General features: G+C 52.4%; 17 protein-coding genes. 9 read left to right on the plus strand and 8 right to left on the minus strand.

What is annotated here, in order from left to right:
• Positions 1-51: 51 nt before the first annotated feature.
• Positions 52-1,254 (minus strand): nicotinate phosphoribosyltransferase, encoded by a 1,203-nt coding sequence (gene pncB, locus G4551_RS08525; RefSeq protein WP_003836860.1) that lies wholly within the window; start codon positions 1,252-1,254, stop codon positions 52-54.
• Between the two features lie 266 nt (positions 1,255-1,520).
• On the opposite strand from pncB, the gene pepN reads away from it, so the two are divergent.
• Positions 1,521-4,133, plus strand: a complete 2,613-nt coding sequence (gene pepN / locus G4551_RS08530; RefSeq protein WP_003035838.1) for an aminopeptidase N — start codon at positions 1,521-1,523, stop codon at positions 4,131-4,133.
• A 71-nt stretch (positions 4,134-4,204) separates the two neighbouring features.
• Here the strand turns inward: pepN and ssuB are convergent, their stop codons facing one another.
• Genes ssuB through ssuE form a run of 5 tightly spaced genes read right to left on the minus strand, consistent with a single transcriptional unit; the run spans position 4,205 to position 8,455 of the window.
• Entirely contained in the window at positions 4,205-4,972 is a 768-nt protein-coding gene (gene ssuB, locus G4551_RS08535; RefSeq protein ID WP_003035840.1) for an aliphatic sulfonates ABC transporter ATP-binding protein, read from the minus strand.
• Positions 4,969-5,760 (minus strand): aliphatic sulfonate ABC transporter permease SsuC, encoded by a 792-nt coding sequence (ssuC, locus tag G4551_RS08540; RefSeq protein ID WP_003035843.1) that lies wholly within the window; start codon positions 5,758-5,760, stop codon positions 4,969-4,971. Before ssuC ends, ssuB begins: the two co-directional genes overlap by 4 nt.
• A 10-nt stretch (positions 5,761-5,770) precedes the next feature.
• Entirely contained in the window at positions 5,771-6,916 is a 1,146-nt protein-coding gene (ssuD, locus tag G4551_RS08545; protein ID WP_003836856.1) for an FMNH2-dependent alkanesulfonate monooxygenase, read from the minus strand.
• The gene (locus G4551_RS08550) at positions 6,913-7,887 is read right to left on the minus strand and encodes a sulfonate ABC transporter substrate-binding protein (protein WP_003836853.1); all 975 of its coding nucleotides are present in this window, start codon (positions 7,885-7,887) and stop codon (positions 6,913-6,915) included. The genes ssuD and G4551_RS08550 overlap by 4 nt, the downstream gene beginning before the upstream one ends.
• Positions 7,880-8,455 carry an NADPH-dependent FMN reductase gene (ssuE, locus tag G4551_RS08555; RefSeq protein ID WP_003035849.1) on the minus strand — a complete coding sequence of 192 codons (576 nt, stop codon included), beginning with the start codon at positions 8,453-8,455 and terminating at the stop codon, positions 7,880-7,882. Before ssuE ends, G4551_RS08550 begins: the two co-directional genes overlap by 8 nt.
• 367 nt (positions 8,456-8,822) lie before the next feature.
• Between ssuE and pyrD the strand changes: the two genes are divergently transcribed.
• Positions 8,823-9,833: a quinone-dependent dihydroorotate dehydrogenase gene (gene pyrD / locus G4551_RS08560; RefSeq protein WP_003831973.1), complete on the plus strand. Its 1,011-nt coding sequence runs from the start codon at positions 8,823-8,825 to the stop codon at positions 9,831-9,833.
• A gap of 165 nt (positions 9,834-9,998) precedes the next feature.
• A complete protein-coding gene (gene zapC / locus G4551_RS08565) occupies positions 9,999-10,541 on the plus strand; it encodes a cell division protein ZapC (protein ID WP_003035852.1) in 543 nt (180 codons plus the stop codon).
• On the opposite strand, the gene G4551_RS08570 is transcribed toward zapC, so the two are convergent.
• On the minus strand, positions 10,538-11,644 hold the full coding sequence (locus G4551_RS08570; RefSeq protein WP_003836850.1) for a YcbX family protein: 1,107 nt from the start codon (positions 11,642-11,644) through the stop codon (positions 10,538-10,540). The two genes, zapC and G4551_RS08570, sit on opposite strands and share 4 nt — an antisense overlap.
• A 98-nt stretch (positions 11,645-11,742) precedes the next feature.
• Here G4551_RS08570 and rlmKL point away from each other — a divergent pair, with 98 nt between their 5' ends.
• From rlmKL to rmf, 6 genes are all read left to right on the plus strand, one after another.
• On the plus strand, positions 11,743-13,851 hold the full coding sequence (gene rlmKL, locus G4551_RS08575; RefSeq protein WP_003836848.1) for a bifunctional 23S rRNA (guanine(2069)-N(7))-methyltransferase RlmK/23S rRNA (guanine(2445)-N(2))-methyltransferase RlmL: 2,109 nt from the start codon (positions 11,743-11,745) through the stop codon (positions 13,849-13,851).
• Between the two features lie 12 nt (positions 13,852-13,863).
• Positions 13,864-15,771 carry an ABC transporter ATP-binding protein gene (locus G4551_RS08580; RefSeq protein ID WP_003836846.1) on the plus strand — a complete coding sequence of 636 codons (1,908 nt, stop codon included), beginning with the start codon at positions 13,864-13,866 and terminating at the stop codon, positions 15,769-15,771.
• Between the two features lie 14 nt (positions 15,772-15,785).
• On the plus strand, positions 15,786-17,039 hold the full coding sequence (pqiA, locus tag G4551_RS08585) for a membrane integrity-associated transporter subunit PqiA (protein ID WP_003035862.1): 1,254 nt from the start codon (positions 15,786-15,788) through the stop codon (positions 17,037-17,039).
• Between the two features lie 4 nt (positions 17,040-17,043).
• Positions 17,044-18,684: an intermembrane transport protein PqiB gene (gene pqiB, locus G4551_RS08590; protein WP_003836843.1), complete on the plus strand. Its 1,641-nt coding sequence runs from the start codon at positions 17,044-17,046 to the stop codon at positions 18,682-18,684.
• Positions 18,681-19,244, plus strand: coding sequence for a membrane integrity-associated transporter subunit PqiC (pqiC, locus tag G4551_RS08595; RefSeq protein ID WP_003035868.1), 564 nt, complete (start codon positions 18,681-18,683; stop codon positions 19,242-19,244). The genes pqiB and pqiC overlap by 4 nt, the downstream gene beginning before the upstream one ends.
• 255 nt (positions 19,245-19,499) lie before the next feature.
• Complete coding sequence (gene rmf, locus G4551_RS08600; protein ID WP_003035871.1) at positions 19,500-19,667, plus strand: ribosome modulation factor; 168 nt, start codon at positions 19,500-19,502, stop codon at positions 19,665-19,667.
• 107 nt (positions 19,668-19,774) lie between these two features.
• On the opposite strand, the gene fabA is transcribed toward rmf, so the two are convergent.
• The gene (gene fabA, locus G4551_RS08605; protein ID WP_003035875.1) at positions 19,775-20,293 is read right to left on the minus strand and encodes a bifunctional 3-hydroxydecanoyl-ACP dehydratase/trans-2-decenoyl-ACP isomerase; all 519 of its coding nucleotides are present in this window, start codon (positions 20,291-20,293) and stop codon (positions 19,775-19,777) included.
• Positions 20,294-20,352: the final 59 nt, after the last annotated feature.

Consider the following 20,352-nt stretch of genomic DNA (forward strand, 5'->3'; position numbering starts at 1 on the left):
GATTTCGGAAATAAACGCGAATAAGGGAGCCAAAATGGCTCCCTGGAAGGATTAACTGGCTTTTTTAATATGCGGGAGATCGAAGGCTTTGCGCAGTGCACGAACAAATGCTTTATCGTGGCAGATGGTTTTACCCGGGCTGTCAGATAACTTCGCCACTGGTTTGCCGTTACATTCCACCAGCTTAATTACGATATTAAGCGGCTTAACCTGTGGAATGTCGCATGTTAGCCGTGTCCCAATACCAAAACTCAACTGTACGCGGGAAGAGAAGTGGCGGTAGAGTTCAATCGCTTTTTTCAGATCGAGGTTATCTGAAAAGACCAGCGTTTTGCTCAGCGGATCAATACCCAGTTTTTCATAATGGGCGATGGCTTTTTCACCCCATTCCACCGGATCGCCTGAGTCATGGCGTAATCCCTGGTAGCGGGTCGCAAACTCAACGCCAAAGTCGCGTAAAAATGCGTCCATGGTGATGCAATCGGTCAATGCAATGCCGAGTTGATCAGGATACTCATTTAACCAGGCGGCCAGGGCTACACGTTGGCTGGTGGCAAGTTCAGGACTGATTTGCTGATGAGCCTGGAACCACTCATGCGCCTGCGTACCCATTGGGGTTAATGACAGGCGGCGGGCCAGATCGTAGTTACTGGTGCCGACAAACCAGGGCTCTTGCTGCAGGCGTTTAACGATAGCCTGCTGTACTTCGCGCGAAAAACGACGACGCGTACCGAAATCCATCAAATGGAAGCGGGACATATCGACATCTTTTGTTAAAGCAGAGAATTCTACTAGTTTGCTTTCCAGCTCATCGAGTGCCTGCGGGACGCCTGATTCAGGTGAGCGGTAACGGTGTACCAGTTCGCTAATCACCGCTAACAGCGGGACTTCCCACATGATCACTTCACGCCACGGACCGGTTAAGCGGATGTTTAGCTTACCGTTATCATTGGTGACGCAAACCTGTTCCGGGTTATAGCGGAAATCACGTAACCAGGTGAGGTAATCAGCTTTAAAGAAAGGCAGGCCGGAGAGCCACTGGTACTCATCCTCCTGCAGTCGCAGGTGCTGCATAGCATTCACCTGCTCACGAATAGAATCGGCATAAATACCGAGCAGGTCATCGCCACGGCAACGAAATTCAGCCGCTACTTGTACGTCATAGTAGTGGTGAAAAACGGCTTGCTGCATATGCAACTTATAAGCGTCTGTATCCAGCAGCGAGTGCAGAACAGGAGAAGCGAATTGTGTCATAGGTGCGCAGTAGCATCCTCTCACGGGAGCGTTTAGTACAATAAACAACTAAGAAAACCGCTGGAGTATACCCTGTTTAGCGATTTATTGAACCCCGATCACACCATAAGCTCTCTTTCTGGTCGAGGGCAATTCGTGCCACGTGTTATAAAAATGTAGCAAAAAGGGTGTTTGTGCCTGAAAAGATGAACATTCTGCGTAGCGCGATTTACGCAACAGGAATAGACTGAAGCCGAGACTCTATTAAAGATGCTAAAGGTTTTTTTATGACACAACAGCCACAAGCCAAATACCGTCACGACTATCGTGCGCCGGATTACCAGATTACTGATATTGATTTGACCTTTGACCTGGATGCTGAAAAAACCGTGGTCACCGCAGTGAGCCAGGTTGTCCGTCATGGCGCGTCCGACGCGCCCCTGCGCTTGAATGGCGAAGATCTGACCCTGGTGTCGATCCACGTAAACGACGAGCTGTGGACAGAGTATAGAGAAGAAGAGGGCGCTCTGGTCATCAATCAACTGCCGGAACGTTTTACGCTGCGTATCGTGAATGAAATTAGCCCAGCGGCGAATACCGCGCTGGAAGGGCTGTACAAGTCAGGCGATGCGCTGTGTACTCAGTGCGAAGCAGAAGGTTTCCGCCATATTACCTGGTATCTTGATCGCCCGGACGTGCTGGCGCGTTTTACTACCAAAATAATCGCCGATAAAACGCAATATCCGTTCCTGCTCTCCAACGGTAACCGCGTGGCGCAGGGTGAACTGGAAAATGGTCGTCACTGGGTACAGTGGCAGGATCCATTCCCGAAACCGTGCTATTTATTTGCGCTGGTAGCCGGTGATTTTGACGTCCTGCGCGATACTTTTACTACCCGCTCAGGGCGTGAAGTGGCACTGGAACTGTACGTCGATCGCGGTAACCTGGACCGCGCGCCATGGGCGATGACCTCGCTGAAAAACTCCATGAAATGGGATGAAGAGCGCTTTGGCCTCGAGTATGACCTCGACATCTATATGATTGTCGCTGTGGATTTCTTCAACATGGGCGCGATGGAGAATAAAGGTCTGAACATCTTTAACTCCAAATACGTGCTGGCGCGTACCGATACCGCCACCGACAAAGATTACCTCGATATTGAGCGCGTCATCGGTCACGAATATTTCCATAACTGGACCGGCAACCGCGTGACCTGTCGCGACTGGTTCCAGCTGAGCCTGAAAGAGGGTTTAACTGTGTTCCGCGATCAGGAGTTCAGTTCCGATCTCGGCTCACGTGCGGTAAACCGCATCAGCAATGTGCGTACCATGCGCGGCCTGCAGTTTGCTGAGGACGCCAGCCCGATGGCGCATCCTATCCGCCCGGATATGGTCATCGAAATGAACAACTTTTATACCCTGACCGTGTACGAGAAGGGGGCGGAAGTGATTCGTATGATCCACACCCTGCTGGGTGAGGCTAACTTCCAGAAAGGGATGCAGCTGTACTTTGAGCGTCACGACGGTAGCGCTGCAACCTGTGATGATTTTGTGCAGGCGATGGAAGATGCGTCTAACGTTGATCTCTCCCATTTCCGCCGCTGGTACAGTCAGTCCGGTACGCCGATTCTGACCGTGCGTGATGACTATAACCCATCAACTGAACAGTACACGCTGACCATTAGCCAGCGCACGCCGGCCACGCCGGATCAGGCTGAAAAACAACCGCTGCATATTCCATTCGCTCTCGAGTTGTATGACAACGAAGGGAAAGTGATCCCGCTACAAAAAGGCGGGCACCCGGTGAATTCCGTACTCAACGTCACCCAGGCAGAGCAGACGTTTGTCTTTGATAACGTCTACTTCCAGCCGGTTCCGGCGCTGCTGTGCGAATTCTCCGCGCCGGTAAAACTGGAATATAAATGGAGCGATCAGCAACTGACTTTCCTGATGCGTCACGCGCGTAATGATTTCTCTCGTTGGGACGCGGCGCAAAGCCTGCTGGCGACCTACATTAAGCTCAACGTTGCCCGCCATCAGCAGGGACAGCCGCTGTCGCTGCCGGTACACGTGGCCGATGCATTCCGCGCAGTTTTGCTGGATGAGAAAATCGATCCGGCGCTGGCGGCAGAGATCCTGACGCTGCCTTCAGTAAATGAAATTGCCGAACTGTTCGACATCATTGATCCGGTGGCGATAACCGAAGTACGCGAAGCGTTAACCCGCACGTTGGCGGCCGAGCTGGCGGATGAATTCCTCGCCATCTATAACGCTAATCATCTTGATGAGTACCGCGTTGAGCATGCCGATATTGGCAAGCGTACGCTGCGTAACGCCTGCCTGCGATTCCTGGCCTTTGGCGAAACCCATCTGGCTGACACGCTGGTAAGCAAGCAGTACCGTGAAGCGAACAATATGACCGATGCGCTGGCGGCGCTATCCGCGGCAGTCGCTGCGCAGCTTCCTTGTCGTGATGCGTTGATGCAGGAGTATGACAATAAGTGGCACCATGACGGTCTGGTGATGGATAAATGGTTTATCCTGCAATCCACCAGCCCGGCTAGAAACGTACTGGAAACGGTACGCGGCCTGTTGAAGCATCGCTCTTTTAGCATGAGTAACCCAAACCGCATCCGTTCTCTGATCGGTGCCTTCGCGGGCAGCAACCCGGCAGCATTCCATGCGGAAGATGGTAGCGGTTATCAGTTCCTGGTTGACATGCTGACTGAGCTCAACAGCCGTAACCCGCAGGTGGCGTCACGCCTGATTGAGCCGCTGATTCGCTTAAAACGTTATGATGCAAAACGTCAGGCGAAGATGCGTGCGGCGCTGGAACAGCTGAAAGGTCTGGAGAATCTGTCAGGCGATCTGTTCGAAAAGATCTCTAAAGCGTTAGCCTGATAATATTGCCGGATGGGTCCGGCCTACCATTCACGCGTAGGCCGGATAAGCGGTAGCGCCATCCGGCATTTTTAACCTTGCTTGCGTAGCTGAACTTCATTGTCGCCACGCTGCATCACCCGGTTCAACACCTCGGCTTCCAGTTCTGTCAAACGCACGGAACCAATCCGGCGAGGTCGTGCAATATCCACCGTTAAATCCAGCCCGATTTTTCCGTCCTCAATCAGCAAAACGCGATCGGCCATTGCTACCGCTTCGCTGACGTCATGGGTGACCAACAGTACGGTAAAGCCGTGCTCTTGCCATAAAGAGACGATCAGCTCCTGCATTTCAAGGCGGGTTAAGGCATCCAGTGCGCCGAGGGGTTCATCCAGCAGCAGCAGACCAGGGCGATGAATTAATGCCCGGGCCAGGGCCACGCGCTGTTTTTGTCCGCCAGAAAGCGCTGCGGGCCACTCCTGAGCACGATTCTCCAGTCCAACGGCGGCCAGCGCATCTCGGGCCGCATTGTGCCAGTGACCTTTCAGACCCAGACCGACGTTATCGATAACCGTCTTCCATGGTAGCAGACGCGCATCCTGAAACATCATACGCGTATCATCCTGAATTTCCGCCAGTGGGGTGGTTCCGGCAAGTAATGCGCCTGAGGTGGGCGACTCCAACCCTGCCAGCAGACGCAGCAACGTGCTTTTACCACCACCGCTGCGGCCAACCACGGCAACGAACTGCCCGGCCTGTATATGCAAATCTAACTGATTGAGCACCGTATTAGCGGCGTATTGTTTTGTCACGGCGCTCAGCAACAGCGGCGTACCCTGGTTCAAGCGAGCGGTATTCATACGGTAGCCTCCTTTATGTGGTAAGCCGGGTGCCAGCGCAGCCAGACTCGCTCCAGCAATTGGGCGCTGACGTCGGCAAGTTTGCCGAGTAAGGCGTAGAGAATAATGGCCACCACGACCACATCGGTTTGCAGAAATTCGCGGGCGTTCATCGCCAGGTAGCCAATACCGGCATTGGCTGAAATGGTTTCTGCGACGATAAGCGTCAGCCACATCAGCCCGAGAGCGAAACGCACACCGACCATAATTGAGGGCAGGGCGCCAGGGAGGATGACATGAACAAACAGTGAAAAGCCGGACAACCCATAGCTACGCGCCATTTCTACCAGCCCACGATCGATATTACGGATCCCATGCCAGGTGTTGATGTAAATCGGGAACAGCGTGCCCAACGCAACGAGAAAGATCTTGGCGGATTCATCAATGCCGAACCACAAAATCACCAGCGGGATCAGCGCCAGATGCGGTACGTTACGCAGCATCTGCACCGAGGTATCCAGCAGGCGTTCTCCCCAACGCGAAAGACCGCTGATCAGTCCCAGCGTCAGGCCAATCGATCCACCGATGGAGAATCCGATCAGCGCGCGCCAGGAACTGATGGCCAGATGCTGCCAAAGCTCGCCGCTGGCGGAAAGCGTCCAGAAGGCTTCGATAACACCCTCCGGAGAGGGCAGTATGCGGTTGGACAGCCAGCCCATTGATGATGCGAGCTGCCAGAGCGCCACCAGACCTACCGGTAAAAACCAGGGCGCGAGGCGCAATAACCATCTGTTTTTCGTCGTTGCCATTAGCCGCTCCTTAGCTTTGTGCGACTTTGCGCGGGATGAATTCGTTTGCAACCGCTTCTCCTTGCTGTTGCAGGCGCTGCGGTTGCGGAATTTCTGGTATCGCGACATCCAGATGCGGGAACAGCAGCTCACCAATCTTGTACGCTTCTTCCAGATGCGGATAGCCGGACAGCACAAAGCTGTCGATTCCCAGCGCGGCATACTCGTTAATACGTGCTGCGACCGTAGGACCATCTCCAACCAGTGCGGTCCCTGCGCCACCGCGTACCAGTCCTACCCCTGCCCACAGATTCGGGCTAATTTCCAGTTTGTCGCGTTTACCGTTGTGCAGTGCAGCCATTCGCTGCTGACCAACCGAATCCGTTTTTGAGAAGGCGGCCTGGGCTTTGGCGATGGTGTCGTCATCCAGATGGGCTATCAGACGATCCGCTGCCTGCCATGCCTCGTGCGTTGTCTCTCGTACGATCACATGCAGACGAATGCCGAAGCGGATCTTACGCCCGAGCGCCGCTGCTTTGGTCCGCACCTGTTCAATCTTCGCTTTCACCTGTTCGGGCGGCTCGCCCCAGGTCAGGTAGAGATCAACCTGTTCTGCAGCAAGATCTTGTGCGGCATCAGACGAGCCGCCGAAATAAAGCGGTGGTCGGGGTTGTTGTACGGGAGGGAAAAACAGCTTCGCGCCGCGGACGTGAATATGTTTGCCGTTGAAATCCACCGTTTCACCTTGCAGCAAGCGCCGCCAGACCTGAGTAAATTCAGCAGAGGCTTCATAGCGCTCGGTGTGATCGAGGAACACGCCGTCGCCTGCCAGTTCCTGTGGATCGCTGCCGGTCACCAGGTTAAATAACGCCCGGCCATTTGAGAGTCTGTCGAGCGTTGCAGCCTGACGTGCGGCAACCGTTGGCGAGGTAACGCTTGGACGCAGCGCGACCAGAAACTTTAATCGCTGGGTGACCGGGATCATCGAGGCGGCGACCAGCCAGGCATCTTCGCAAGAGCGACCAGTTGGGATCAGAACGCCGGTAAACCCAAGACGATCGGCCGTTTGCGCGATTTGTTGCAGATAACCGTGATCGACAGGGCGCGAACCCTCTTCCGTTCCAAGATAATGACCGTCACCATGGGTGGGTAAAAACCAAAACATGTTCAGACTCATAATTTTTCTCCTGCCTGCTGAGTGGGTTGCCAGATACGCTGGCGAATATCGATTTTTTTCGGCACCAGACGGTTGTCATAAAACAGATCGGCGGTTTGTTGTTGCAGGGCTGCAACAGAGGCGTTGACTGGCACAATGGTGGTTGGCGGACGGTGATCCAGATAAGACGCAATCACCGGTTCTGGCAGTCCCATGGTTTTGGCCAGCAGGGTAATACTTTGCTGGCGCTGGCTGAGGGTTAACGCATCGGCCTGGCTAAAGGTATCCAGTACGCCAAGAACAAATGCGCCATTTTTCTCGGCATAGGGACGGGCGGCGAGATAAAACGAACCGGTTTGCTTGAGGTCTGAGCCGTCTTTTAGCACGCGTACATCACCTTGCAGTAACGCGGCGGAATAATAGGGGTCCCAGATAGCCCATGCATCAACGTTTCCTTGCTGAAAGGCTGCTCGCGCGTCGGCGGGAGTCAGATAGGTCGGTTGAATATCGGTAAGTTTCAGTCCAGCCTGTTGCAGCGCCCGGAGCAGTAAATTGTGGGCGCTGGACCCTTTCTGGAAGGCGACTTTATGTCCTTTAAGCTGCGCGACGCTCTGGATCGGGCTATTTTTCGGCACCAGAATCACTTCGGCTTTCGGCTTGGGCGGCTCGACGCCCACGTAAACCAGATCGGCTCCGGCAGCCTGGGCGAAAATTGGCGGAATATCACCGGTGCTGCCGAGATCGATACTGCCGATGTTGAGCGCTTCCAGCATTTGCGGCCCAGCCGGGAATTCGACCCACGAGATTTTAGTCTGCGGATAGCGTTTCTCCAGTAGCTGATGGCTTTTGGCCAGCACCATACTGACGCTTCCTTTCTGGTAACCAATACGCAGGGCATCGGGGGCCGATTCTGCGGCATGCCCCAGAGTTGACAACGACAACAACCCACTCAGTGCCAGCCATGACGTGTGACGCTTGAGAAGATCAAGCATGGGCGGCACCTCGCAGGGTGTTCAGTTGAGGAAGTTGGACGTCGCGACGATGCAACGCCAGCCAGAAGGTATCAAGCGCACTGTCCAGACGCTGCTGAAGGTTAGGCGTAAACTGAGGTTTATGTTGATAATCAATTACCTGCGAATCATCGGCAAACACACCGTGCAGGATCTCCTGGGCCTTTAATGCGCTCAGTACCGGTTTCAGCGCGTAATCGACGGCAAGCAAATGCGCCACGCTGCCGCCGGTAGCCAACGGCAAAACTACTTTCCCTTCCAGCGCTCGCTCGGGGAGCAGATCGAGCAGGGTTTTCAGGGCGCCAGAGTAAGCGGCTTTATAGACCGGCGTGGCGACAATCAGCCCGTCTGCATCCTGCAATTGTTCGCTAAATGTCTTCAACGCCGGACTGTCAAAACGGGCATAGATTAGGTCTTCCGGGGCAAAGTTATGCAGGTTCCAGTGAAAGACTTCGACATCATGACCGTTTAGTTTTTCTCGGGCATATTCCAGTAACGCGCTGGAGCGAGAGGGAAAGCGTGGGCTTCCCGCCAGAGTAATGACGCGCATAATTTTAATCTCCCCTTATAACTAATTGTTTGCTTTTGCTTAACATTGATAACAATTTATGCAGTCTGGCAGAGAGATTTTGTTTATCGAAATGATTTATACGGGATAGAAAAGTCGAAAAATAAATATACCCGTCATACTTCAAGTTGCATGTGCGTTGGCTTTCCTCGCTCACCCCAGTCACGTACTGGTGTACGTTCCTGGGGATTTGCTGCGTCGCCGCCTTCCTGCAATTCGAATTATTTAGGGTGTAAAAAGCAGGGGCGAGGAAAACGATTGCTATTTATTGCCGCAGGTCAATTCCCTTTTTGCTCGCGATCGCACATAATACGCCCCCGGTTTGCACACCGGGAATCCAGGAGAGTTCATGTACTACCCCTTCGTTCGTAAAGCCCTTTTTCAGCTCGATCCAGAGCGCGCTCATGAATTGACATTCCAGCAATTACGTCGCATTACCGGCACACCGCTTGAAGCGCTTGTGCGCCAGAAAGTACCGGCAAAACCGGTTACCTGTATGGGGTTGACGTTTAAGAATCCGCTCGGGCTTGCTGCCGGACTGGATAAAGACGGGGAGTGCATTGATGCGCTCGGCGCGATGGGATTTGGTTCCATTGAGATTGGTACCGTGACGCCACGCCCTCAGCCGGGTAACGATAAACCGCGTCTGTTCCGTCTGGTCGATGCAGAAGGTTTGATCAACCGTATGGGGTTTAATAACCACGGGGTTGATAACCTGGTTGAGAACGTTAAAAAATCGCATTTTGACGGTATTCTGGGGATTAATATTGGTAAGAATAAAGATACCCCAGTAGAGAACGGCAAAGATGACTATCTGATTTGTATGGAAAAAGTCTATGCTTATGCGGGTTATATCGCGATTAATATCTCTTCACCGAATACGCCGGGATTACGTACGCTGCAATACGGCGAGGCGCTAGACGATCTTCTGACGGCAATTAAAAATAAGCAAAATGATCTGCAAGCGATCCACCATAAATATGTTCCAGTGGCGGTAAAGATCGCGCCGGATCTTTCTGTGGAAGAACTGATCCAGGTTGCTGACAGTTTAGTTCGTCATAATATTGATGGCGTAATTGCGACTAACACCACGCTCGATCGTTCTCTCGTTCAAGGAATGAAAAATTGCGATCAAATGGGTGGCCTGAGCGGTCGACCGTTACAATTAAAAAGTACAGAAATTATTCGCCAGTTGTCTCAGGAATTAAAAGGCCAACTGCCGATTATTGGTGTTGGTGGTATCGACTCGGTGATTGCTGCACGTGAGAAAATAGCTGCTGGTGCAACCCTCGTACAGATTTATTCGGGCTTTATTTTTAAAGGTCCGCCGTTGATAAAAGAAATCGTCAGCAATATCTGAATGCTACCTTAATCACAAACCAGGGCTTTATTTCTAGCCCTGGTTGTTTTATATTCCTTTACTGTTGCTTATTTAAACATTCTGAGCTTTTATTATTAGGGCAATAAACGAAGCGGCAAAAGGATACTGTCGTAACGGTGATGATTAAGGAAAGGAGAGAAACTGATGCGAATTAAACCCGACGATAACTGGCGCTGGTATTATGATGAAGAGCACGATCGTATGATGCTCGATTTAGCCAATGGCATGTTATTCCGCTCGCGTTTTGCTCGTAAAATGCTCACTCCTGATGCATTTTCTCCGTCAGGTTTTTGTGTTGATGACGCCGCGCTTTATTTTTCCTTTGAAGAAAAATGTCGCTACCTGGATTTAGCCAAAGAACAAAAAGCGGAACTGGTGCTCAATGCGCTGGTGGCGATTCGTTATCTCAAACCGCAAATGCCGAAAAGCTGGCACTTTGTTGCACACGGTATTAACTGGTCGCCGGTCGTGGGTGACGCTGCCTGTGTTGATTTAAGCGATACCGATGAACAGGTAAACCTGTTAGTGGTTGAGCCGGGTGAAAACGCCGCGCTTTGTCTGCTTGCGCAACCTGGTGTGGTTATCGCCGGGCGTACGATGCAGCTTGGCGATGCGATTAAAATAATGAATGACAGACTGAAACCGCAGGCCGTTGTTGACAGTTTCAGCCTTGAGCAGGCGGTTTAGCTCTCCAGCCTGATTGCCGTTTTGGGAACACAACTGCAGCACAGAATCGTTCCGTCGTCCCCTATCGCTGATTTCTTCAACGGGCTAACTTCGCCATCTACCAGTCGAATTCGACAGCATCCGCAAATGCCTGCCCGGCATGAATAGGGAACCCGGATACCCTGGTTTTCCAGCTGTTCAAGCAATACCTGCTGATTATTTCCGCGAAAGGTCTGTCCCTGCCAGTCAATAAGCACCGTGGCATCAGGTTGTTGTTCGGGTGCAGTGTCGTCTAATTCCGCTGCGCCGTACGCCCTGGCGGGGCCGGTTGCCAAAATCTCTACCTCATCGCCGACGCGAATAACGCCACTGTTGCGTGCGATAAGATTCTGGCCGAAATCGACATCGCCGTTATCTACCGCAGTACGGAAGGTTTGCAGTGTTGCGAGCGGTTCGCCGGATGGATGTTTCTGGCCTTTTTCCGGGCTAACGGTAGTGAAAATACAGCGGCTACAGGGTTTTGCAACATCAAAAATGACGTCGCCAATACGAATCACTTTCCAGGTATCTTCTTCCCAGGCGCCAGCTCCCGAAACCACCAGATTGGGGCGGAACTGTTCCATTTTGACGCTTGCCGGACAGCGCTGTTGCACATCGCGCAGGGATGCTTCGTTGGCCAGCAGATAGGGATAACCATCAGCGAAGGATAAAGGAACATCAACATGTCGTTTTACACGGCGCGTCAGCTGCGGACCGACCCAGCGTAGCTGCACGTCACGGGAGAAAAAACTGCTAAGCCACTGGTTAATAGCCACTGGCGCAATGCGCGCGGTAAAATGATTTCCCCATACTTCAGTTGGCGCATCCTGGGTGGCGAAGTCGGCAAATCGTACGAGCGCACTGCTGCCGTCTGGAGCCGTAAGATGCAGCCCATCGTGGAATGGGGACGGCGTAAAACGGACCATTTGTGGGAACTGGCGGGCGGTTATGAACGTTCCATCAGGTTCAGTGATCATAAATATGCGATCAAAGGCGAGACCGCTAATATCTGCCAGGGCATGCGTAAGCCCAATGCCGCGCATTGATTTAACCGGATGAATAAAAAGTCGGGTTAACGTGACCACTGTACAGCCCCTCGAATGAAAATAAGCCTTCAACTTTATGACATACAGCCCATATTAGCTATAATGCGCAGCAATTTTCTCGGAGTAAAAGTGACATTATGAATTCTCTGTTTGCCAGTACGGCCCGCGGGCTGGAAGAGCTGTTAAAAACTGAACTGGAAAACCTCGGCGCGCTGGAGTGTCAGGTCGTTCAGGGTGGGGTCCATTTTAAGGGCGACACGCGGCTTGTTTACCAGAGCCTGATGTGGAGTCGCCTGGCCTCGCGCATTATCCTGCCGATGGGAGAGTGCAAGGTCTACAGCGATCTTGATCTGTACCTCGGCGTTCAGGCAATCGACTGGACAGAGATATTTAACCCTGGTGCTACGTTTGCCGTTCATTTTAGCGGCCTGAACGAAACCATTCGTAACAGCCAGTACGGCGCGCTAAAGGTCAAGGATGCGATTGTCGATGCATTTACCCGTAAAAATATGCCGCGTCCGAATGTGGATCGTGAATCTCCGGATCTGCGCATCAACGTCTGGTTGAATAAAGATACCGCCAGCATTGCGCTCGATCTGAGCGGTGATGGTTTGCACCAGCGTGGCTATCGCGATCGCGCGGGTCAGGCACCGATTAAAGAAACGCTGGCCGCCGCTATTGTTATGCGTTCTGGCTGGCAGCCGGGAACCCCGTTACTCGATCCGATGTGTGGTTCCGGCACACTGCTGATTGAAGCTGCGATGTGGGCAACCGATCGCGCGCCGGGCCTGCACCGCGGGTACTGGGGCTTCAGCGGTTGGGCGCAGCACGACGAAGCCGTCTGGCAAGAAGTTAAAGCCGAAGCGCAGGTGCGTGCGCGTAAGGGACTGGCTGACTATACCTCGCATTTTTATGGATCCGACAGCGATGCGCGCGTGATTGAAAAAGCGCGCAGTAACGCTCGCCGCGCCGGTATCGCCGATCTGATGACGTTTGAGGTTAAAGATGTCGCCAAACTGAGCAATCCGTTGCCGAAAGGACCGTATGGGACGGTTATCAGTAACCCGCCTTACGGCGAACGTCTGGATAGCGAACCGGCGCTGATTGCCCTGCACAGCCTGCTGGGCCGTACGATGAAAAACCAGTTTGGCGGCTGGAATTTGTCGCTGTTCAGCGCCTCTCCGGATCTGCTCAGCAGCCTGCAATTACGTGCCGACAAGCAGTTCAAGGCGAAAAACGGCCCGCTGGATTGTGTGCAGAAAAACTATCACGTTGCAGAGACCACCGCGGACAGCAAGCCTGCCACGGTCGCGGAAGATTATGCTAACCGCCTGCGCAAGAACATCAAGAAACTGGAAAAATGGGCGCGCCAGGAAGGCATTGAATGTTATCGCCTGTATGACGCTGATCTGCCGGAATACAACGTTGCTGTAGATCGTTACGGTGAGTGGGTCGTGGTTCAGGAATATGCCCCACCGAAGACAGTTGATGCGCAAAAAGCGCGCCAACGCCTGTTTGACATTATTGCCGCAACGCTGTCAGTACTGGAAATCGCGCCCAATAAACTGGTGCTGAAAACCCGTGAACGGCAGAAAGGCAAGAATCAGTATCAGAAGATGAATGAGAAGGGTGAATTCATTGAGGTAAGCGAGTACAACGCGCGCCTGTGGGTGAACCTGACTGACTACCTTGATACGGGTTTATTCCTCGATCACCGTATTGCGCGCCGTATGCTGGGGCAGATGAGTAAAGGTAAGGACTTCCTTAACCTGTTCTCCTACACCGGCAGCGCCAGCGTACATGCAGGATTGGGCGGTGCGCGTAGCACCACGACGGTTGATATGTCGCGTACCTATCTGGAATGGGCGGAACGCAACCTGCGTCTGAACGGCCTGAGCGGTCGCGCTCACCGTTTAATTCAGGCCGATTGCCTGGGCTGGTTGCGTGATGCCAATGAACAGTTTGATCTGATTTTCATCGATCCGCCGACGTTCTCTAACTCAAAACGTATGGAAGACTCGTTTGATGTGCAGCGCGATCATTTGGCGCTGATGAAAGATCTGAAACGTCTGCTGCGTAAAGACGGCACGATCATGTTCTCCAACAACAAACGTGGGTTCCGTATGGATCTCGACGGTTTGGCTGAACTGGGATTGAAAGCACAAGAAATCACCCAAAAAACGCTTTCCCAGGACTTTGCCCGTAACCGTCAGATCCACAATTGCTGGCTGATTACCGCAGCCTGAAAGGAAAATTAAATGTCATTAATCAGTATGCATGGTGCATGGCTGTCGTTCAGCGATGCGCCGCTTCTTGATAATGCTGAACTGCATATCGAAGATAACGAGCGGGTCTGTCTGGTTGGCCGTAATGGCGCGGGCAAATCGACGCTGATGAAGATCCTGAACCGTGAACAGGGTCTTGACGATGGGCGTATTATTTATGAGCAGGATCTGGTTGTGGCGCGTCTGCAGCAGGATCCGCCGCGCAACGTGCAGGGTAGCGTCTACGATTTTGTCGCCGAAGGGATTGCAGAACAGGCGGTTTACCTCAAGCGTTATCACGATATCTCGCATCTGGTGATCGCCGATCCGAGTGATAAAAACCTCCAGGAACTGGCGAAGGTTCAGGAACAGCTGGATCACCACAATCTGTGGCAGCTGGAAAACCGTATTAATGAAGTACTGGAACAGCTTGGCCTGGAAGCAGACATGGAGCTGGCATCGCTTTCCGGCGGCTGGCTACGTAAGGCGGCGCTGGGCCGCGCGTTAGTGAGCAACCCGCGCGTGCTGCTGCTGGATGAACCGACGAACCACCTGGATATTGAAACCATCGACTGGCTGGAAGGGTTCCTGAAAACCTTCAATGGGACAATCATTTTCATTTCCCATGACCGTTCATTTATCCGCAATATGGCGACGCGTATTGTCGATCTTGACCGCGGCAAGCTGGTGACCTATCCGGGGAGCTACGATCAGTATCTGCTGGATAAAGAAGAAGCGTTGCGCGTAGAAGAGTTACAAAACGCGGAATTTGACCGCAAATTGGCGCAGGAAGAAGTCTGGATCCGTCAGGGTATCAAAGCGCGTCGTACGCGTAACGAAGGTCGCGTGCGCGCACTGAAAGCCATGCGTCGCGAGCGTGGCGAACGTCGCGAAGTGATGGGCACAGCGAAGATGCAGGTCGAAGAGGCTAGCCGTTCAGGCAAGATTGTTTTCGAAATGGAGAATGTGGATTACCAGGTTGACGGAAAGCAGCTGGTGAAAGATTTCTCCGCGCAGGTGCAGCGTAGCGACAAGATCGCGCTAATCGGACCTAACGGCTGCGGCAAAACAACGCTGCTGAAGTTGATGTTAGGTCAGCTTCAGGCTGACAGCGGACGCATTCACGTCGGTACCAAGCTGGAAGTGGCCTATTTCGATCAGCACCGCGCCGAACTGGATCCCGATAAAACCGTGATGGACAACCTGGCTGAAGGTAAGCAAGAGGTGATGGTTAACGGTAAACCTCGCCATGTGCTGGGTTACTTGCAGGACTTCCTGTTCCATCCGAAACGTGCGATGACGCCAGTACGTGCGCTCTCTGGCGGAGAACGTAATCGCCTGTTATTGGCGCGTTTGTTCCTGAAACCCAGCAATCTTTTGATTCTCGATGAACCAACGAACGATCTTGACGTCGAAACGCTGGAACTGCTCGAAGAGTTGATTGATAGCTACCAGGGCACCGTGCTGCTGGTGAGCCACGACCGTCAGTTTGTCGATAATACCGTGACCGAATGCTGGATCTTCGAAGGCGGCGGTAAAATTGGTCGTTATGTCGGCGGTTATCATGATGCGCGCAGTCAGCAATCGCAGTATGTGGCGTTTAAGCAGCCAGTTGCGAAAAAAACAGAGGAACCTGCTGCCCCTAAAGCAGAAATTGTCAAACGCGGCACCAGCAAACTAAGCTATAAACTGCAGCGCGAACTGGAGCAGCTCCCCGCGTTGCTTGAAGAACTGGAAGCTAAGCTGGAAGCCTTACAGGCTCAGGTTGCTGACGCCGCGTTTTTCAGTCAGCCTCACGAGCAAACGCAACAGGTGTTAGCTAATTTGAACGAAGCGGAACAAGAACTTGAGCAAGCCTTTGAGCGCTGGGAGTATCTTGAGTCTTTGAAGAATGGCGCATAATTAAAGGAGCACCTATGTGCGAACATCACCATGCCGCGAAGCATATTTTGTGCTCGCAGTGTGACATGCTGGTGGCGTTACCTCGCCTTGAGCATGGTCAGAAAGCGGCATGTCCACGATGTGGCACTACGTTAACCGTTGAGTGGGACGCGCCCCGGCAGCGTCCCACTGCCTATGTTTTAGCCGCACTATTTATGCTGCTGCTGTCAAACCTCTTTCCCTTTGTGAATATGAACGTCGCAGGGGTGAGTAGTGAAGTGACGTTGCTGCAAATTCCCAGCGTGCTCTTTTCTGAAGATTACGCCAGTCTCGGCACCTTCTTTATCTTATTCGTTCAGCTGGTTCCGGCCTTTTGCCTGCTGACGATCCTGCTACTGGTAAACCGGGTTCAGATGCCCGAGCGGCTTAAAGCATGGCTGGCGCGCATTTTGTTTCAGTTAAAAAGCTGGGGAATGGCAGAAATCTTCCTCGCCGGCGTGCTGGTGAGCTTTGTTAAGCTGATGGCCTACGGCGATATCGGCGTGGGCAGCAGCTTTATTCCGTGGTGCTTCTTTTGCGTTTTACAGTTGCGTGCATTTCAGTGCGTTGACCGTCGCTGGCTATGGGATGATATTGCGCCAATGCCTGTCATAAAGCAGGCCTTAAAACCTGGCGTGCCTGGTATTCGACAGGGACTGCGTTCCTGCTCTTGCTGCACTGCAATACTTCCCGCTGATGAACGGGTGTGCCCACGTTGTCAGACGAAAGGTTATGTGCGGCGTAAAAACAGTCTGCAATGGACGTTGGCATTACTGTTTACGTCAATCATGCTTTATCTTCCTGCCAATATTCTGCCGATTATGATTACCGATTTGCTCGGGTCAAAGCTGCCGTCAACCATACTTGAGGGGGTGGTTTTAATCTGGAGCGAAGGCTCGTATCCGGTGGCTGCGGTTATCTTTATCGCCAGTATTATGGTGCCGACGTTGAAAATGATCGCCATTGCCTGGCTATGCTGGGACGCCAAAGGGCACGGCAAACGCGACAGTGAACGTATGCACCTGATTTATGAAGTTGTGGAATTTGTCGGTCGCTGGTCAATGATCGACGTATTTGTGATTGCGGTACTCTCTGCGCTGGTGCGCATGGGAGGGTTAATGAACATTTATCCTGCAATGGGTGCTTTGATGTTTGCTTTAGTCGTCATTATGACAATGTTTTCTGCGATGACATTTGATCCGCGTCTGTCGTGGGATCGTGAACCAGAACCAGGCCATGAGGAGTCCTGACAGCATGGAATCTAAAAGTGGGGAAGCCAAAGTGCAAAAGGTAAAAAACTGGTCGCCCGTGTGGATATTTCCTATCGTCACTGCACTCATTGGCGCGTGGGTTCTGTTTTATCACTACAGTCATCAGGGGCCACAGGTCACGCTTATTACCACCAATGCCGAAGGTATTGAAGGGGGCAAAACGACGATTAAGAGCCGCAGTGTGGACGTCGGCATCGTTGAGAGCGCAACCCTGACGGATGATCTGACCCATGTGGAGATTAAAGCGCGTCTTAACTCCGGAATGGAAAAGCTGCTGCATAAAGATTCTGTCTTTTGGGTGGTGAAGCCGCAGGTTGGACGTGAAGGTATAAGTGGGCTCGGCACGCTATTGTCCGGGGCTTATATTGAACTGCAGCCTGGCAATAAAGGCAGTAAGCTGGAAAATTACCAACTGCTGGATTCACCGCCACTGGCCCCGCCAGATGCAAAAGGGATCCGTGTGATTCTGGACAGCAAAAAAGCCGGTCAGTTGAGTCCGGGCGATCCGGTGCTTTTTCGCGGCTATCGTGTAGGTTCGGTTGAAACCAGCACATTTGATGCGCAAAAGCGTACGATCAGCTATCAGCTTTTCATTAATGCGCCTAACGATCGTCTGGTGACCAGTAATGTGCGTTTCTGGAAAGACAGCGGGATCGCCGTAGATCTTACCTCAGCAGGTATGCGCGTAGAAATGGGTTCGCTCTCCACGCTGTTTGGCGGTGGTGTAAGTTTTGATGTGCCAGAAGGTTTAGAGCAGGGCGAGCCGGTCGCACAACAGTCAGCGTTTAATCTTTATGACGATCAAAAAAGTATTCAGGATTCACTGTATACCGATCATATCGATTATCTGATGTTCTTTAAAGATTCGATTCGTGGCCTGCAGCCTGGTGCGCCGCTGGAATTCCGTGGCATCCGCTTGGGTACGGTGAGTAAAGTACCTTTCTTCTCACCGAATATGCGCCAGGTGTTCAACAATGATTACCGCATTCCGGTGCTGGTACGCATCGAACCAGAACGTCTGAAGGCGCAGCTGGGCGAAGATACTGATGTTGGTGCTCATCTGGCGGAATTGCTTAAACGCGGATTACGGGCATCGCTCAAAACCGGGAACCTGGTGACCGGCGCGCTGTATGTCGATCTCGACTTCTACCCGAAAGAGCCGCCGATTACTGGTGTGCGTGAATTTAATGGTTATCAAATTATTCCGACCGTGAGCGGTGGTCTGGCGCAGATCCAACAGCGTCTGATGGAAGCGTTGGATAAGATAAATAATCTGCCGCTGAACCCGATGATTGAGCAGGCAACCAATACGCTGTCGGAAAGCCAGCGCACGATGAAGCATCTGCAAACCACGCTGGATAACATGAACAAGATCACGTCCAGCCAGTCGATGCAGGATCTTCCGGCGGATATGCAGAATACGCTGCGTGAACTAAATCGTAGCATGCAGGGCTTCCAGCCTGGTTCTGCGGCCTACAACAAGATGGTGGCAGATATGCAGCGTCTTGATCAGGTGCTACGTGAACTGCAACCGGTACTGAAAACGCTGAACGATAAGAGTAATGCGCTGGTATTTGAAGCGAAGGACAAAAAAGATCCAGAGCCGAAGAGGGCGAAACAATGAAAAAGTGGCTAGTGGTGATGATGGCGGTCTGGCTGACGTCATGCAGCTCCAGCGGAGAGAATAAAAGCTATTACCAGCTCCCTATCGCACAAGGCGGTGTGCAGAGCTCCGCCAATCAGGGAAACCGTCTGCTTTGGGTTGAACAGATTGCGGTACCTGATTATCTGGCCGGTAATGGGGTGGTTTACCAGACCAGCGATGTGCAATATGTTATAGCCAATAATAATCTCTGGGCCAGCCCATTAGATCAGCAATTGCGCAATACGCTGGTTGCTAACCTCAGCATGCAGTTGCCTGGCTGGGTTGTTGCTTCGCAGCCGCTGGGAAGCACTCAGGACACGCTGAACGTCACCGTAACCGGCTTCCACGGTCGTTACGATGGTAAGGTTATCGTGAGTGGAGAATGGTTGCTGAATCATCAGGGACAACTGATCAAACGTCCATTCCACATCGAAGCTGTACAGACTAAAGACGGCTACGATGAGATGGTGAAGGTTCTTGCCAACGCCTGGAGTCAGGAAGCGACGGCTATTGCTCAAGAGCTGAAACGCATCCCATAAGCTTAAATAATTGTAAATTATGCCGCCCCTGGCTCACTGCCCGGGGCGGTTTTTTTATTTTTTTAGCCGTGGAGATAGCTGTTCTGACTGACTATTTTTGTACAAATGATTTAGAGGCTAGCTCACAAATATGACACTGGCGTGAATTTTGCGCATTGACGAGCCTAATGTTTAGGGGTATTCGTTTAGTGTGATTGCACACTTAGTAATCACTGTTTTCTTTTCCACCAGACCAAAAAATGAGGGAAACGAGGCATGAAGAGACAAAAACGAGATCGCCTGGAACGGGCACATCAACGTGGATATCAGGCCGGCATTGCCGGACGCTCAAAAGAAATGTGTCCCTATCAGACGCTGAATCAGAGGTCATACTGGCTGGGAGGCTGGCGAGAAGCCATGGGGGATAGGGTTTTAATGGCCTGATTCTGTCTCTTTAGATAAAAGAAACCTCCGCAGAGCGGAGGTTTCGCCTTTTTGCACACCAGATAAAACGGAGAAACGTTAATGTCTGGCTGCTACGCAGTCCTGGATTAGAACGCGGAAGTGTCCTGGAACAGACCCACTTTCAGATCGTTTGCGGTGTAGATCAAACGACCATCAACCAGCACTTCACCATCAGCCAGGCCCATGATCAGGCGGCGGTTAACGATACGTTTGAAGTGAATGCGGTAAGTGACTTTCTTCGCAGTCGGCAGAACCTGGCCGGTGAATTTAACTTCACCTACGCCCAGCGCACGGCCTTTACCTTCGCCGCCCAGCCAGCCGAGATAGAATCCAACCAGCTGCCACATGGCGTCGAGACCCAGACAGCCCGGCATCACCGGATCGCCGATAAAGTGACAACCGAAGAACCACAGGTCTGGGTTGATATCCAGTTCAGCTTCAACATAACCTTTGTCAAAGTTGCCACCGGTTTCGGTCATCTTGATGACACGGTCCATCATCAGCATGCTTGGTGCTGGCAGTTGTGGCCCTTTTGCGCCAAACAGTTCACCGCGACCAGAGGCAAGAAGGTCTTCTTTCGTATAGGATTCGCGTTTATCTACCATGTTCTCTGTAAGCCTTATTTTATTGAAGCACGCAGGATAGCTAACACGTGTACGCTGAA

Source organism: Citrobacter freundii ATCC 8090 = MTCC 1658 = NBRC 12681 (assembly GCF_011064845.1).
Lineage (GTDB): Bacteria > Pseudomonadota > Gammaproteobacteria > Enterobacterales > Enterobacteriaceae > Citrobacter > Citrobacter freundii.